The organism is Stenotrophomonas sp. yr243, assembly GCF_900184195.1.
Lineage (GTDB): Bacteria > Pseudomonadota > Gammaproteobacteria > Xanthomonadales > Xanthomonadaceae > Stenotrophomonas > Stenotrophomonas lactitubi.
In genome coordinates this window covers 845355-860127 of the sequence record NZ_FXWT01000003.1, presented here as the reverse complement: position 1 = coordinate 860127, position 14773 = coordinate 845355, and the positions used below count along the sequence as shown (strand labels likewise).

The window sequence follows — 14773 nt, the reverse complement described above, 5'->3', positions numbered from 1 at the left end:
ACGTTCGCCCCGAAATACAGGTGCAGCTTGATGCACTGGCCGACATGCTGGTGCACTGGTTGGCGCAGGTGCGCCATCCGGCGCAGTTCTGGCCGCAGTTTGAAACGCTGGCTGCAGAGATTCTGGACCAGTGTGAGCACGCGGAAAGGGACCACGCGCACGCGTGCATCCAGGCCATGCTGAAGCGCCATGCGCTGGCGCTGCCGCTCTGGCACGAACGTGACGACTGCCTGCCGCCGAGGAAGCCAGGGGAATGAGGGTTGGTACCATCGCGACGCTGATCCCCCTCGCTGCAGAAGCAGCTCGAGCAAAGGCCGAGTCGGGCTCCCTGCGTTAGGATGTCGATCTCGAGTTTCCAGAGATGCGCATGTTCGTTTTCACTCGCCTGCAACTTGTCATTGCGACATCCCTGCTGTCTCTCTCCACGGCGATCGCAGCACCGTCCACGCAGCCTGCCTCCACCGCTCCGGCAAGCAGCTGCAAAGGTGATGCATCCGGTTGCCCATCGTGGATGCCCTCGCAGGCGCAGGTGCGAAACACCATCGCCGACTACTTCTGCGAACTGGCCGACCAAGGGCGCATCCAGCCTCGGGTAAAGCAGCTGGTGCGTGCCGAATCCTCGCCACTGAACTGTGGCGCGCTGGGAGAGGCGCCCGGTTCGAACTTTGTCTGTGGCGGCGAAATGCGTTTCATCGGCAAGGGCAGCGAAATCGACACCATTACCTTCAGCCCTACTCTCCGCTACGAGGAGGATGGGCGCATCGCGTTCTACGTCGGCGATGACGAGGAGGGCGAAGAGGTCTGGCGGGTTCCCGCCCCGCGGTCCACCTCGACGACATGCGCGATGCGCTGAGCGTTCCGCCGCGACTACCTGCCAAAGATCGAGGCGAACGGAGGATCAGTGTGACGCATCATCGCTGGTGCGCATTACGCTCTCGAGCCAGTCGATGTAGCGCGATACACGTACGTTGTAGACCACCTGGCCATAGAAGCCCGCTTCAAGCGCGTGCTCTGGAATGGCAGTGATCCAGGAACCGAGGCCCACCAGCTGCAAGGTTCCGTGATTCTTGATGAGCAGTGGGCCGCCGCTGTCGCCGTTTCCCAGCACGCCTTCAAGCGGCAGACCATGCGGAGGAGCATCGAACCGGTACCAGAGATACCGATCGTTACCGCCAGTAATGGCGTTGTATGCACGCCGCAGCGTCGTGCGATGCGGCCCGCCCGGCACCAGCCCAACGGCGCCATTGCCTGTGGCGCCCTTCCCTATCAGCGCTGCGATCTGTGTGACCTCAGCGGTGCCTCGATAGAGCGGCACGGGCTGTACATCATTTACGGGTGCCTGAAGCCTGATCAGTGCGATGTCATCCGTTTCGGCCAGGAACGCGTGGATCTTGGCGGGATTTCCCGTTGCCAGCGCCTCCTTGCCCAAGGCCTCAGGCATTCTCCTGTAGTCGGAATGCAGGAACACGCGCTCCACGCCGTAGTCCCTTCCATTGATGGAGATTGTTGCTCCCATCCCCTCCATCGGTGCGGCATGTGCTGCGGTTACCACCCAGCGTGGGGCGATGAGTACGCCATGCCCTTCTCCCGGCATGTCTGCCAGTGCAGGAAAGTCGGATCCTTCGATGCGGTACCTCGCATCGTCCACATCATCGCGGATGACGATGGCCCCGGCAGCGAGCGGGAGTGCGGCAATTACCAGAAAGAACCAGCGATTCATCGAAGCCTTCATCCTTGTGATCATCCCCCAAGCCTAGCCGAACACATCAACACGGGTGATGGACGCGCGATCAACCATGTCGCTGCACGTGGATCTACAAGGCCCCAATCGTTCGCCTGATTGGCGGCAGGGGGCGCCGAGCCCTACCGGGTGAAGTACAGGCACCCGGCCACGGCGATCGGCGTCGGGTCGGCGTCGATGCGCTGTGCCACCAGTGCCATCACTTCGATGCCATCGCCCTGCGCTTCCAGTGCTGACTGCACCACGCGCATTCCTGCGGGGGCGCCCTGTGTCTCCGGTGCGTCGAGGGACAGGGCCTTGGTGAGGTCCGCAGCAATGGCTTCATCAAAGACAGCCACCACGGAACTGCGCGTCAGTATCAACCGTGTGGACGGATGACCGAAGACAAGAAGCGGTGCTGGAAGCTGCATTTCCGCGACAACACCGGGCATGTCGCCCAGTGCGTTGCTGTAACCGCCACCTTTGCCGGCGATCGACTCCCAGCCAGCCGATGACTTCCCGCTGGTTGCGATACCGCGCACCTGATTGGCCAAGGTCCGGAATGCGGTGTGATCCGCCTTGCACGACACGAACGCCAGCGCTCGATCGATGTCTTCCTGTTTGGGAACGGTCTTGTGGATCGATTCTGCTGCTGTCGCGGTGGGCGCCATGGCAAGTGCCAGGCCTGCGAACAACAGAACGCTGTTCAACGTACGGGTGATCAACGCGAAATGCTCCTGCCTGGGGGTGCCAACACCATTCGGCACTACACCGGACGGACGGGAAGTACAGTCTCTATCGGGAAACTTCACTGCCAGCGGCAGCCTCCCGCGCGGCGATCTTCTCGACCAGCGTATCGATCGCCGTCTGCATGGCGCGCGCAGTCTGGTCACCGCTCTGGTTGGTGATGACGAAGATGCCAAGATCGTACTTCGGCATGATGTAGATGTAGCACTGCGAACGGGGCACGCCACCATGGTGGGCGTAGTAGACGCCCTTCAGCTGATCGCCGGCGACGATGTTCCAGAAGTAGCCGATGCTGAACTCGGAATCGAATTTGACCAAGGGCCGATGCGATTCCTTTACTACGGGCCCGTTGGCCAGCTGGAACCTGAGGTACTTCACCATCTCCGGGACAGTCGCCTTTACGTTCCCGGATGCGCCCCACGGCAACTGCGGCATCGGCGTGGTCGGTACCGGGCTGTCGCTGTGATAGCCGACGGCAAGCTGCGGCGCCTCGTCGTCGCTCAGTTTGAGCTTGACGCCGGTCATTGCCGCGGAATCGCCAAAGAATCGGCGCAGCAGTGATTCGTAGTCGCTCTTATAGACGGTTTCCAGGATATGCGCCGTCAGCTCGGTGCCTGCACTGGAGTACGCGTAATCCTTGCCGGGCGCCTGGCCAATCTCGACGGTGTGCAGATCCTTGAAGAAGTCAGCCTTGCCGTAGTGCGCGTAGATGGCGTTGAGCTCGCCGGGCGTACGATGATCGGTGAAGTCCGCCAGCACCGTGTTCGCACGCTCCGGCAACATGTTCGGCAGGCCGCTGGTGTGCGACAACAGATGGCGGACGCGGATAGGCTCGCCCTTGTACTGCAGGTTCGGATAGTCCCCCTGCAGGTACTGTCGAACATCGTCGTCCAGACCCACCTTGTGTTCCAGGACGGCATTGGCCATCAGGGTGCCCGCCAGGGTCTTGCTCAACGAACCGATCTCGTAGAGCGTCGCATCGGTCGGCAGGCCTGGCTTGCCGGTTTCCATGTCGCCGCGATGACGGATGAATTCCTTGCCCCGGTACACGACGCCGATCGAGGTTGAATGAAGCAACGGCTGCCGGATCAGCGTCCCGGCAACGTCATCGATCTCCTCCCCCAGATCCTTTGTTGGAGCCGTTTCGCTGGCGCAGCCTGCAACCAACAGCGCGGCGAACACCAGGAGGCAGCTGAGCCATCGCCTGTTTCGGACACTCATCGAAGTCGCATGCATGCGTCGCCGCTTGAAGGGAGGAGCGGAATGGGGCCTTAAGATAGCCGATGGCCAAGGCCCACGCCTGTGCCTGTTCTCATGGCTGGGCAGGCTCGCACCCTACTCCGCCGCCAGCGCCTGGATCGGGTCCAGCTGTGCGGCACTACGCGCCGGGAAGTAGCCGAAGCCCAGGCCTATGGCCGACGAACACGCCAGTGCGGCCAGCACCGGCGCGGCGGTAAACAGGAACGGCATGCCCAGCGACAACAGGCTGGACAACGCACCCGCGCTGAAGGCCAGCAGCACGCCGAGTACGCCGCCGAAGAGACAGATCAGCACTGCTTCGATCAGGAACTGGCGCAGGATGTCACCCTGCCGCGCGCCCACCGCCAGGCGCACGCCAATCTCGCGCACGCGCTCCTTTACCGAGACCAGCATGATGTTCATCACCCCTACCCCACCCACTATCAAGGCCACGGCGGCGATGGCCGACACCAGTGCGGCCATGGTCTGGCTGGACTTCATGACCGCCTTGCGGATCTGGTCGGCGTTGTAGATGAAGAAGTCGCGACGGCCGTGCCGCAACTGCAGTTCGGCGACCAAGGAGGCTTCGGCTGCGGTGGTGGAGACGTTGTCGCGCACACGCACGATGATGCTCTCCAGCCGCTGGCTGCCCAGCAGGCGCGAGGATGCCGAGGTATACGGCACATAGACAGTGGGCGTTGCACCGCCGGCAAAGGCGCTGGCACCGACCACGCCGATCACCTCTACCGGCATGCCGCCCAGCAGTACCGTGCTGCCGATCGGGCTTCCGCTGAACAGTGCGGTGGCGGCCTTCTGGTCGACCACGCCCACTGCGCGGTGCGCGTCCACTTCAGCATCGGTGAAGAAGCGCCCAGCCTTCAAGCGCAGGCCGCGTACGCGCGGCATATCTGCGCCAACGCCCATCACCTGCGTGTTGGCGCGTCGGCTGCCCTGCAGCGCGGCCACCGAGCCGCTCAAGGACGGGCTGACGCTGTCCACGTAGCTGAGTGCGGCCAGATGGTCGGCATCAGCGACCACCAGCGTTTCGATTTCCGCCGAACGCGGGTCACCGAAATCGGCGCCCGGGAAGATCTCCAGTGTGCTGGCGCCAAGCTCGTTGATCTGTGATTCCACCTGCGCCTGTGCGCCTTTGCCCAGTGCCACCACGGTGACCACGGCGGCCACGCCGATGATGATGCCGAGCATGGTCAGCAACGTGCGCAGGCGATGGGCCAGCATCGAGCGCACTGCCATGTGCGCAACCTCGCGTACGCCATCCAGTCGAGCACGCCGCTCGGCACGCGACGACTGGCCGCGCTCGGGCCCGGATCTGGCAAGCGCGGCCACGCACCCACCCGCACCGCGATCAGCCACGACGCGGCCGTCGGCGATCTCGATTACCCGTGCCGCGTGGGCAGCAACCGATGCATCGTGTGTCACCAGGATGACCGTGTGGCCCTGCGCATGCAGGCGTTTCAGCTCGGCCATCACCTGTTGGCCGCTGACATGGTCCAGCGCGCCGGTGGGCTCGTCGGCCAGCACGATGGCGCCGCCGTTCATCAACGCACGGGCGATGGACACGCGCTGCTGTTGGCCGCCGGACAGCTGGCTCGGCCGGTTGCCGGTACGCTCGCCCAGCCCCAGCGTTTCCAGCAGTACGCGTGCCCGCGCCGTGCGCGTTGAGGCATCCACGCCTGCGTAGATCGCTGGCAACGCGACATTCTCAGTGGCGCTCAGATTCTCCATCAGGTTGTAGCGCTGGAAGATGAAGCCAAAGTGCTCGCGACGCAGGCGCGCCAGCTCGTCCGGCGACATCTGCTCGGTGGCCGCGCCGTCTACGCAGTAGCTGCCTTGGGTGGGGCGGTCCAGACAGCCCAGGATGTTCATCAGCGTTGACTTGCCCGAACCCGACGGGCCGATGATGGCGATGAACTCGCCGGCGTCGATGCGCAGCGATACGTTCTTCAGCACCACCACTTCACCGGCGGCAGTAAGGTAGGCGCGCGATACGCCATGCAGTTCAAGCAGCGCGTGGGTCATGCTCACATCCCCAGCAGGCTGCTGGCCTGCGGCTCGCCACCACTGGGGGCCTGGCCGACCACCACGTTCTCCCCAACCCGCAGGCCGGACAGGATCTGCACGGCGGTGGCAGTGCGCAGGCCGGTGGTCACCGCGCGCTCGTGGGCGCGCCCCTTGGCATCAACCACGCGCACGCTGCCGCGATTGTCGTCGTCACTGTCCGACCCGGTCAGTGCGGTCAACGGCACCTGCAGTGCGTTGCTGGCCCGGGCCAGCTGCAGCGTCACCTTCACGGTCATTGAAGGCTTCAGCTTCAGGCCAGGGTTGGCCACATCGAACAGGCCCGCGTAGTACACCGCCTTTGGTGTCTGCGCCGAGCTGCCGGTAGCGGCCGAAACCGCGTCGGCAATCGAGGACGGCGCGGGCTCCAGCTGCTGCAGGTGGGATTCGTAGCGCCGTCCGCTCGGCCCCAGCGTCGAAAACCACAACGGCTGGCCAGGTGCGATCAGTTCCACGTCGGCCTCGGCGATCTCGGCACGTACGGTCATCGTGTCCATCTGTGCCAGCATCACGATGGTCGGCGTGGTCTGCATGGAGTTCAGTGTCTGCCCAGCCTTGGTGACGATGGCGACGATGTAGCCGTCGGTCGGCGAGAGAATGCGCGTATAGCCCAGGTTGATCCGGGCCGTTTCCACCTGGGTCACCGCCTGGTCGATCTGTGCCTGCAATGCCGCCACTTCCGAGCGTGCCGCGTCGCGTGCCACTCGCGCGGCCTCGAAGCCCTCCTGCGAGACCAGCCGCGATGCCACCAGCTGTGACTGGCGCTCATGCATGCGACTGGCCTGCACATAGCGGGCCTGGCTGGCGGTCTGCTGCGCGCGCAGCGCATTGGTGGACGCCTCGGCACTGCGCAGGGCGATACGCTGCGGTTGCGAGTCGACCTCGGCGATCAGGTCGCCGGCGTGCACGCGCTGGCCCAGCACCACGTGCAGGCGCTTGACCTGCCCGGACACCTGCGCGCCGACCGCCACCAGTTCCTTCGGATTGACCCGGCCCACCGCCTGCACGGTCTTCTCCAGATCAGCCACCCTTGCCGGTGCGGTGATCAGGGTGCCATCATCGCCATCGGCGAACGCCCACCAGCCGACACCGCCCGCCAGGACGGCCACGGCGGCGGCGATGATCAGAGTCTTGCGGGTTTTCATCGAGATGTCCGGCTGCTTGCGGTCACCCATCGCGACCGCCCAGGCCTCAGTCTGGGAGCCGTAGTTGGAGGTTTCCTGGAGCCAGTGTGGAGATCGCATGGAGCCGGGGCCTGCGTTCAGGTGCACCACCCGCCGCTGAACCCTTCGGCGCGTGTCCACACAATCTCGACACAATCTCGACCGGGTCTCCATCAAGGGACGCTAGCCTCGCCGGGTTCTTCCGCCCCCTGCCTGCAATGAAGCGCGATATCCGCACCCAGCAGATGCCTTTGATCCTGATTGCCGAAGATGAAGGCGAAATCGCCGATATCCTCGGCGCCTACCTTGCGCGTTCCGGAATGCGCAGTGTCAGGGCCAGCGATGGCGAGGCGGCGCTGGCGAGCCATCACCAGCTGCGCCCCGACCTGGTGCTGCTGGATGTACAGATGCCCAGGAAAGATGGCTGGCAGGTGCTGAGCGAACTGCGCCGGCGCGGCAACACCCCGGTCATCATGCTTACGGCACTCGACCAGGACCTGGACAAGCTGACCGGCCTGCGCGTGGGCGCCGATGACTATGTCGCCAAGCCCTTCAACCCGGCCGAGATCGTCGCGCGCATCCAGGCGGTGCTGCGCCGTAGCGCGCCTTCCGGGGCCGATGTGCCCAACGGCGTGATCCGCCAAGGGCCGTTCGAGATCGATCTGCGCAGCCACGATGTGACGGTCCATGTCGAAGGCCAGGGACATGCGTTGACTGTCACCCTCACTGAATTCCGCCTGCTGGTGCACATGGCCCGTGCGCCGCGCCTGGTACATGCACGTGCCGATCTGCTGCACGCCTGCCTGCCCGAGGGCGACGCCCAGGAGCGTACGGTGGACAGCCACGTGAGCAAGCTGCGCCGCAAGCTGGAGGATGTGGGTGTGCGCGGCATTCCGGCGACCATCCGCGGCGTCGGCTACCGGCTGCTGGGCTGACGGATGACCACCAAAGGCAAAAGCATCGGCCGCCAGATCACGCTTTCGATCGTGGTGGCATCGCTGTGTTCGACGGTACTGTCGATTGCCGGCTTCTATCTGTTCTATTACCTGATGGAAGTCTTCTACCCGCGCTGGTACGACACGCCGCAGACGATGCTTCCGTCGGGGCTGGAATGGCTGTGGATCGGCCTCACTGCCACCGTGGTCATCGTATTGGCTTCGCTGATCGCTTCGCGCCTCACCTGGCGCATCATCACGCCCTTGAACTCGGTGGCCGAAAGCCTGCGCCGCGTGGCCAGCGGCGATCTGGATGCACGTGCGCGCGGCGACCACACCTCGATGACCGAAGCGGCCACGCTGGTGAGCGACTTCAATTCCATGGCCGAGCGGCTGAGCCGCATGTCGCAGAACCGGGTGTTCTGGAACGCGGCCATCGCGCACGAACTGCGTACACCGATGACCATTCTGCGCGGTCGTCTGCAGGGCATCGCCGACGGTGTGTTCGAGCCACGGCTGGAGCAGTTCACCAGCATGCTGACCCAGCTGGAAGGCCTGACCCGCATCATCGAAGACCTGCGGGTGGTGAGCCTGGCCGAGAGTGGTCATCTGGACCTGCGCCTGCAGCGCAGCGACGTCAGCGTGCAGGTGGCTGCGGTAGTGGAGGCGATGTCCGACGCCCTGGCCGAGAGTGGCTTTTCAGTGACGCTGGAGGCGCGCGCCGCGCTGGCGGACTGCGATCCGGCACGCATCCGCCAGGCGGTACTGGCCTTGCTGGAAAACGCGCGCCGGCACGCTACCCCTTGTCCACTGCGGGTATATGTGAAGCTGGCCGAGGGGCACTGCGCCGTGAACGTGGACGACGGCGGGCCCGGCGTGCCGGATGAACTGCGCGACAGCATCTTCGATGCCTTCCAGCGCACCGATGTGTCGCGGTCGCGGCAGAGTGGCGGTTCCGGGCTCGGCCTGGCCGTTGTGCGCGCGATCGCCGTGGCCCATCGCGGAACGGCACAGTGCCGGCCGAGCGGGCGTGGCGGCACTGTGTTCGAGATCCGCTGGCCGGTGCACGCCCGTCGCTGAACGCCGCCGGTTTCTCCACGCGATCTCCATCGTTCCTCCATCCCCGCTCCAAGGCGCTGCCGATACTGGGTGCGGCCGGGGGGAAGCCTTCGTCCATCCCCTGCCCCACCCTCGATCCGCCCAGGTTCCCATGAAGCACCCACACGATCCGGCTGCTGCAGCCGGCAGCATCGGCCAGCAGAATGCGGCCGCCACGTTGAAAGCCATCCTGCGCACCTATCCCTGGCAGCTCACCGGAACCTTCTCGCTGGTGGCGCTGGAGAATGCGCTGCTGTTGGCCTATCCGCTGTTCGCCGGTTTCGCGGTGGATGCGATCATCCGTGGCAACGTCGGCCATGCCATTTCCTACGCAGGCGTGGTGCTGTTGTTCTGGCTGGTGGGCGCCGCCCGCCGTGCTGTCGATACCCGCACCTTCACCCGCATCTATGCCGATCTGGCGGTGAATGTGGTGCAGGCACAGCGGCGCCTTGGCCAGGCCACCTCCACCTCGGCGGCGCGCGTGGTACTGGCCCGCGAGTTCGTCGACTTCTTCGAGAAGCACGTGCCGATCATCGCTACGGCGCTGGTCTCCATGTTCGGCGCGGCGGCGATGCTGCTGGCGATCGAACCCCTGGTTGGCGCGGCCAGCCTCATTGCCCTGCTCGGTGCGCTGCTGTTGTTGCCCTCGTTCGCTCGCCGCAACGAGCAGTTGCATGGCCGCCTGAACAATCGGCTGGAGCATGAAATCCGGCTGGTCGACCGGGTCAGCCCATCGGTGCTGCGCCGTCACTACGCCACGCTGTCGCGGCTGCGCATTCTGCTGTCAGATCGCGAAGCCAGTGCCTTCGTGGTGGTCGGCGCGGCGGCCGCGGTGCTGTTCGCCTTGACCATTGGCCGCCTGGCCACAACCGATGGCGTGACCCCGGGCCACGTCTATGCGGTGATGACCTACCTGTGGACCTTTGTCGGCAGCCTCGACGATGCACCGTCGATGGTCGACCAGCTGGCCCGGCTGAAGGACATCGGCCGCCGCGTCAGCCCGGGGATGGAGGATGCGGAGGACAGCGCCCGTCCTGGGCCATGAGCTCGCCCTCGCGCATCCGGTAGTGCTCCACCCATTCCATGGATTGTGCGATACCGCCGAAGGGAAACAGATGAGCGCTGACCTGCCCATGGGCTTCGGTCAACCCGTCCACCAGGCGATCCACGAACACATCCGGCCCAGCCCTGCCCAGCAGGCGGCCGATCGAGATGCCGTAGCGGGACAGCATCGAGGTGCTTGCAGCTACGCCGCACATTGCCGCATAGCGTACAAGCCGCGCGATGCTGGCGGGCCCGGGAACGCCGACCAGCACCGGATGGGTGATGCCACGGGCGCGCAGTTCATTCAACCAGGTCAGCACGACATCGGCATCGAATGCGAACTGGGTGATGACAAGCGGCGCCATGCCTCGCGCTTCGATGCGTTGGCACTTGCGTTCAAGCACGCGCCACCGATCGGCGCTGCTCATCACCGGATGACCTTGCGGATGCCCGCCGACGCCCACGACCTTGATGCCGGCGCGCTCGAGGACACCGCTCTCGATGATCGATGCACTGTCGGCGAACGGTCCAGCAGGCGTGGAGAGATCCCCGGCGATCAGCAGACAGCGCTCGACGCCGGCGTCGATGACGGCACGGTCGATGAAGAGCTGAAGCGCCGCCCGCGAGCCGATGCGGCGCGCCGAAAGGTGTGGCATCGGCTCGAAACCCAGTTCGCGCACCGTGCGTGCTGCAGCCAGTCGGCCAGCGTCGTCCTCGCTTGGCAGGTAGGGAATGGAAATCGTCGTGCCCGGGGCTATGCGGGCGGCCTCCGCGCGTAGCGCCGGAATGGCCTTCGCGCCGACCTCCAGCGAGAAGGCATTGATGAAGGCCGCGGCGTGCGGTGAAGGGCGTGCTGACATCAACCTGCTTGCCCGTTGCCAGCGATGGGGGAACTGTTCCGGGCCAGCTCGACAAACGCCTGCAGGTAATCGATGCCGGTATCCGCCTCGCGCGCACCCAGATAGATCTGCTTGGGAATACCACGCACCCCCAGACGCACCGGCACCACGTGCATGCGGACGGCATACTCCTCCACCAGCCAGCGCGGCATGGCGGCCACACCGCGGCCGCTGGCCACCATCTGCATCATGATGTCGGTGGTTTCGATGGTCTTGTGGCGCCGTGGCGTGACCCCGGCCGGCAGCAGGAACTGGTTGTAGATGTCCAGGCGCTCGAACGGCACCGGGTAGCTGATCAGCACTTCCTGGCTGAGCTGGCGCGGCTTTACGTGGTCCACCTTGGCCAGCGCGTGGCCCTTTGCCACGACCAGCACCTGTTCGTAGTCGAAGACGGGAACGAACTTCAGGCCCGGCTTCAGCAGCGGGTCGGGGGTAACCAGCAGGTCGATTTCATAGCCGAACAGCGCGCCGATCCCCCCGAACTGGAACTTCTGCTTGACGTCCACATCCACGTCCGGCCAGGCGGCCAGATAGGGCGAGACGATCTTCAGTAGCCACTGATAACAGGGATGGCATTCCATACCGATACGCAAGGCGCCGCGCTCGCCCTGCGCGAACTGGCCCAGCCGTTCCTCGGCCAGGTCCAGCTGCGGCAGCACCCGGTTGGCCACCGCCAGCAGGTACTGGCCCGCCTGGGTCAGGCGCAGGCTGCGGCCTTCGCGCAGCCAGACGTTGGTGCCCAGCTGCTGCTCCAGCTTCTTCATGCTGTGGCTCAGGGCTGACTGGGTCAGGTTGAGCACGCCTGCGGCAGCGGTCAGCGAGCCTTGCTGTTCGACCTGCTGCACGATGCTGAGATGGATCCGCTCCAACATGACGATGAATCTCACTCATGGATTGGTGAAGTAATACCATTTTACGTCATGGGAAGGGCTGGCTAGCATCGGTTCATGCCTTTGGATGCCTGCCAGCCCGGTCACCCCGCCGGCCTTCAGGACTGCGCCCCTGCAGATCATCCCGAAGGAGCCCCTCCCCTGCTGAAAGCGAAGAGATGACCCGCCCCCTCCGTATCGTCGCCGTTTCCGGCGGGCTGCAGCGCCCCTCAAGGGCCGCGGCCCTGGCTGAGCACCTGCTGGACCTGATCGGCGAAGGCGTGCCCTGCGATCAGCACCTGATTGAACTGGGTGAACTGGCGCCGCAGTTGGCCGGTGCGCTCTGGCGCTCGCAGTTGCCCGAGACCGTGGAGCGGCAGTTGGCCGCTGTCGAGCAGGCCGATGTACTGGTGGTGGCCTCGCCGGTCTACCGCGGCTCGTACACCGGCCTGTTCAAGCACTTCTTCGACTTCATCGACCAGGACGCGCTGGTCGATACCCCCATCCTGCTGGCCGCCACCGGCGGCAGCGAGCGCCACGCACTGATGATCGACCACCAGCTGCGCCCGCTCTTCAGCTTCTTCCAGGCACGCACCCTGCCCTTGGGCGTCTACGCGACCGACCGTGATTTCGCCGACGGCCGCGTACACGACGAGGCGCTGATCCAGCGGGCGCGCCTGGCGGTACAGCGGGCAATGCCGTTGCTTGCCCTCTCCCATCGCGCAGCACCTGTTTCCCTTGTGGCCGCTGCCGCTCTCTGAACACCGACTGCCATCGACCTGCATTCGGATGTCACCCCGCAAACCGGAACGCCGCCAATGACGACCAACAACTTCACCTTCAGCATCACCCGTATTCCTTTCAACGAGGATTACCAGCCCGCTGACGGCACGCGCATCACCACCAACTTCGCCAACCTGGCGCGCGGCGAATCGCGCCAGGAAAACCTGCGCAACACGCTCGGCATGATCAACAACCGCTTCAATGACCTCGCGCACTGGGACAACCCGAGCGCGGACCGCTACGTCGTCGAGCTGGACATCATCTCCGTGGAGATGCACATCGATGGCGGCGACGGCGGCGATACGTTCCCGTTGATCGAGGTGCTGCGGCCGACCATCGCCGACACCCTCACCGGTACGCGCACCGAAGGCATTGTCGGCAACAATTTCTCGTCCTATGTCCGCGACTACGATTTCAGCGTGGTACTCCCGGCCAGCAACGAGGGCAAAGCCACCTTCGGCATTCCCGACGGATTTGGCGACCTGCACGGCAAGCTGTTCCAGCACTTCCTGGAGTCGGAGGCCTACCGTGCGAACTTCAGCAAGGCGCCTGTCATCTGCATCAGTGTCTCCAGCAGCAAGACTTACCACCGCACCGAGAACCACCATCCCATCCTGGGCGTGGAGTACCGGCAAGGCGAGCCCTCCCCCACCGACCAGTACTTCGACAAGATGGGGCTGAAGGTGCGCTACTTCATGCCGCCGGGCAGCGTCGCGCCGCTGGCGATCTACTTCCAGGGCGACCTGCTGGGCGATTACTCGAACCTGGAACTGATCGGCACCATCAGCACGATGGAAGCCTTCCAGAAGATCTACCGCCCCGAGATCTACAACGCCAATTCCGTGGCCGGCAAGGTCTACCAGCCCAGCCTGAAGCATCAGGACTACTCCTCCACCCGCATCGTCTACGACCGCGAGGAGCGCAGCCAGCTCGCGGTCAAGCAGGGAAAGTTCACTGAAGAGCACTTCATCAAGCCGCATCGCGCCGTGCTTGAGCAGTGGGCTGCCCGCTGATCCATCGATTTTCCATTCGCCCCCCAGGACACAAGACGCAATGTCGACGAAGAAACTGCTCCCCACCTCCACCGCCGGCAGCCTGCCCAAGCCCTCCTGGCTGGCGGAGCCCGAGAAGCTCTGGTCACCCTGGAAACTGCAGGATGAAGCGCTGAATGAAGGCAAGCAGGACGCCCTGCGCCTGTCCCTGCAGGAACAGCAGCATGCCGGCATCGACATCGTCAGTGATGGCGAGCAGACACGGCAGCATTTCGTCACCACATTCATCGAACACCTCAGTGGTGTCGATTTCGAGAAGCGGGAAACCGTCCGCATCCGCAACCGCTACGACGCCAGTGTGCCCACCGTGGTGAGCGCTGTCAGCCGCCCGAAGCCCGTATTTGTAGAAGATGCGAAGTTCCTGCGCAGGCAGACCACGCAGCCGATCAAATGGGCACTGCCGGGCCCGATGACCATGATCGACACCCTGTATGACGCGCACTACAAGAGCCGCGAAAAACTGGCTTGGGAGTTTGCGAAGATCCTCAACGAGGAAGCGAAGGAGCTGGAGGCGGCTGGCGTGGACATCATCCAGTTCGATGAGCCGGCGTTCAACGTGTTCTTCGACGAAGTGAACGATTGGGGTGTAGCGGCCCTGGAGCGCGCGGTCGAAGGGCTCAAGTGCGAAACCGCGGTGCATATCTGCTATGGCTATGGCATCAAGGCCAACACCGACTGGAAGCAGACGCTGGGTTCGGAATGGCGCCAGTATGAAGAATCATTCCCGAAGCTGCAGACCTCCAGCATCGACATCATCTCGCTGGAGTGCCACAACTCGCACGTGCCGATTGACCTGATCGAGCTGGTGCGCGGCAAGAAGGTGATGGTCGGTGCCATCGACGTAGCCTCCAATACGGTTGAAACGCCGGAAGGCGTGGCCAACACCCTGCGCAAGGCCCTGCAGTTCGTGGATGCCGACAAGCTCTACCCCAGCACCAACTGCGGCATGGCGCCGCTGTCGCGTGATGTGGCACGGGGCAAGCTGCGGGCGCTCAGCGCAGGTGCACAGATCATCCGCGAGGAGCTTCTGGCACAGGGCTGAGCGGGACGGGGCGCATGCTGTCGAACGCGCCCGACTCCATCAGGCAAAGGCCGCGCGCCAGTGCGGGAGCCCTCCACTCCCGCACTGGCGCCGCCTCCCCCAC

The 14773-nt window shown here is 64.6% G+C and carries 15 protein-coding genes; 8 read left to right on the top strand and 7 right to left on the bottom strand.

The window, feature by feature from the left end; all coding sequences use genetic code 11:
• Window positions 1–20: 20 nt before the first annotated feature.
• Together QOL57_RS16755 and QOL57_RS16750 are read left to right on the top strand one after the other, a co-directional pair.
• Entirely contained in the window at window positions 21–257 is a 237-nt protein-coding gene (locus QOL57_RS16755) for a hypothetical protein (protein WP_141134203.1), read from the top strand.
• 104 nt (window positions 258–361) lie between these two features.
• Window positions 362–853: a hypothetical protein gene (locus QOL57_RS16750; protein WP_244900590.1), complete on the top strand. Its 492-nt coding sequence runs from the start codon at window positions 362–364 to the stop codon at window positions 851–853.
• A gap of 45 nt (window positions 854–898) precedes the next feature.
• Here the strand turns inward: QOL57_RS16750 and QOL57_RS16745 are convergent, their stop codons facing one another.
• The 5 genes from QOL57_RS16745 to QOL57_RS16725 form a co-directional block, all read right to left on the bottom strand.
• Window positions 899–1720, bottom strand: coding sequence for a trypsin-like serine protease (locus tag QOL57_RS16745; RefSeq protein WP_089235701.1), 822 nt, complete (start codon window positions 1718–1720; stop codon window positions 899–901).
• Window positions 1721–1863: 143 nt separating this feature from the next.
• Window positions 1864–2445, bottom strand: coding sequence for a hypothetical protein (locus QOL57_RS16740; RefSeq protein ID WP_089235702.1), 582 nt, complete (start codon window positions 2443–2445; stop codon window positions 1864–1866).
• 70 nt (window positions 2446–2515) lie between these two features.
• Window positions 2516–3649, bottom strand: a complete 1134-nt coding sequence (locus tag QOL57_RS16735) for a serine hydrolase domain-containing protein (RefSeq protein ID WP_244900591.1) — start codon at window positions 3647–3649, stop codon at window positions 2516–2518.
• 153 nt (window positions 3650–3802) lie between these two features.
• Window positions 3803–5746 carry a MacB family efflux pump subunit gene (locus tag QOL57_RS16730; RefSeq protein WP_089235704.1) on the bottom strand — a complete coding sequence of 648 codons (1944 nt, stop codon included), beginning with the start codon at window positions 5744–5746 and terminating at the stop codon, window positions 3803–3805.
• 2 nt (window positions 5747–5748) lie between these two features.
• On the bottom strand, window positions 5749–6930 hold the full coding sequence (locus QOL57_RS16725; RefSeq protein WP_089237942.1) for an efflux RND transporter periplasmic adaptor subunit: 1182 nt from the start codon (window positions 6928–6930) through the stop codon (window positions 5749–5751).
• 236 nt (window positions 6931–7166) lie between these two features.
• On the opposite strand from QOL57_RS16725, the gene QOL57_RS16720 reads away from it, so the two are divergent.
• From QOL57_RS16720 to QOL57_RS16710, 3 genes are all read left to right on the top strand, one after another.
• A complete protein-coding gene (locus tag QOL57_RS16720) occupies window positions 7167–7883 on the top strand; it encodes a response regulator (protein ID WP_089235705.1) in 717 nt (238 codons plus the stop codon).
• Between the two features lie 3 nt (window positions 7884–7886).
• Entirely contained in the window at window positions 7887–8963 is a 1077-nt protein-coding gene (locus tag QOL57_RS16715; protein WP_089235706.1) for an ATP-binding protein, read from the top strand.
• 130 nt (window positions 8964–9093) lie between these two features.
• Window positions 9094–10026 carry an ABC transporter six-transmembrane domain-containing protein gene (locus tag QOL57_RS16710; protein WP_089235707.1) on the top strand — a complete coding sequence of 311 codons (933 nt, stop codon included), beginning with the start codon at window positions 9094–9096 and terminating at the stop codon, window positions 10024–10026.
• On the opposite strand, the gene QOL57_RS16705 is transcribed toward QOL57_RS16710, so the two are convergent.
• Both QOL57_RS16705 and QOL57_RS16700 read right to left on the bottom strand, forming a co-directional pair.
• On the bottom strand, window positions 9977–10885 hold the full coding sequence (locus tag QOL57_RS16705; RefSeq protein WP_089235708.1) for a methylenetetrahydrofolate reductase: 909 nt from the start codon (window positions 10883–10885) through the stop codon (window positions 9977–9979). The two genes, QOL57_RS16710 and QOL57_RS16705, sit on opposite strands and share 50 nt — an antisense overlap.
• The gene (locus QOL57_RS16700) at window positions 10885–11796 is read right to left on the bottom strand and encodes a LysR family transcriptional regulator (RefSeq protein ID WP_089235709.1); all 912 of its coding nucleotides are present in this window, start codon (window positions 11794–11796) and stop codon (window positions 10885–10887) included. Before QOL57_RS16700 ends, QOL57_RS16705 begins: the two co-directional genes overlap by 1 nt.
• A 176-nt stretch (window positions 11797–11972) precedes the next feature.
• Between QOL57_RS16700 and msuE the strand changes: the two genes are divergently transcribed.
• The 3 genes from msuE to QOL57_RS16685 are packed head-to-tail and all read left to right on the top strand — an operon-like array spanning window position 11973 to window position 14670.
• On the top strand, window positions 11973–12554 hold the full coding sequence (gene msuE, locus QOL57_RS16695) for an FMN reductase (RefSeq protein ID WP_089235710.1): 582 nt from the start codon (window positions 11973–11975) through the stop codon (window positions 12552–12554).
• Window positions 12555–12611: 57 nt separating this feature from the next.
• The gene (locus tag QOL57_RS16690; protein WP_089235711.1) at window positions 12612–13589 is read left to right on the top strand and encodes a DUF1852 domain-containing protein; all 978 of its coding nucleotides are present in this window, start codon (window positions 12612–12614) and stop codon (window positions 13587–13589) included.
• A gap of 40 nt (window positions 13590–13629) precedes the next feature.
• Entirely contained in the window at window positions 13630–14670 is a 1041-nt protein-coding gene (locus tag QOL57_RS16685) for a methionine synthase (protein WP_089235712.1), read from the top strand.
• Window positions 14671–14773: the final 103 nt, after the last annotated feature.

Bases quoted from the DNA above. Each gene is read 5' to 3' on its own strand.
- QOL57_RS16750 (WP_244900590.1), top strand. From the start codon at position 362: ATGCGCATGTTCGTTTTCACTCGCCTGCAACTTGTCATTGCGACATCC.
- QOL57_RS16745 (WP_089235701.1), bottom strand. From the start codon at position 1,720: ATGAATCGCTGGTTCTTTCTGGTAATTGCCGCACTCCCGCTCGCTGCC.
- QOL57_RS16730 (WP_089235704.1), bottom strand. From the start codon at position 5,746: ATGACCCACGCGCTGCTTGAACTGCATGGCGTATCGCGCGCCTACCTT.
- QOL57_RS16725 (WP_089237942.1), bottom strand. From the start codon at position 6,930: ATGAAAACCCGCAAGACTCTGATCATCGCCGCCGCCGTGGCCGTCCTG.
- QOL57_RS16720 (WP_089235705.1), top strand. From the start codon at position 7,167: ATGAAGCGCGATATCCGCACCCAGCAGATGCCTTTGATCCTGATTGCC.
- QOL57_RS16715 (WP_089235706.1), top strand. From the start codon at position 7,887: ATGACCACCAAAGGCAAAAGCATCGGCCGCCAGATCACGCTTTCGATC.
- QOL57_RS16710 (WP_089235707.1), top strand. From the start codon at position 9,094: ATGAAGCACCCACACGATCCGGCTGCTGCAGCCGGCAGCATCGGCCAG.
- QOL57_RS16705 (WP_089235708.1), bottom strand. From the start codon at position 10,885: ATGTCAGCACGCCCTTCACCGCACGCCGCGGCCTTCATCAATGCCTTC.
- QOL57_RS16700 (WP_089235709.1), bottom strand. From the start codon at position 11,796: ATGTTGGAGCGGATCCATCTCAGCATCGTGCAGCAGGTCGAACAGCAA.
- msuE (WP_089235710.1), top strand. From the start codon at position 11,973: ATGACCCGCCCCCTCCGTATCGTCGCCGTTTCCGGCGGGCTGCAGCGC.
- QOL57_RS16690 (WP_089235711.1), top strand. From the start codon at position 12,612: ATGACGACCAACAACTTCACCTTCAGCATCACCCGTATTCCTTTCAAC.
- QOL57_RS16685 (WP_089235712.1), top strand. From the start codon at position 13,630: ATGTCGACGAAGAAACTGCTCCCCACCTCCACCGCCGGCAGCCTGCCC.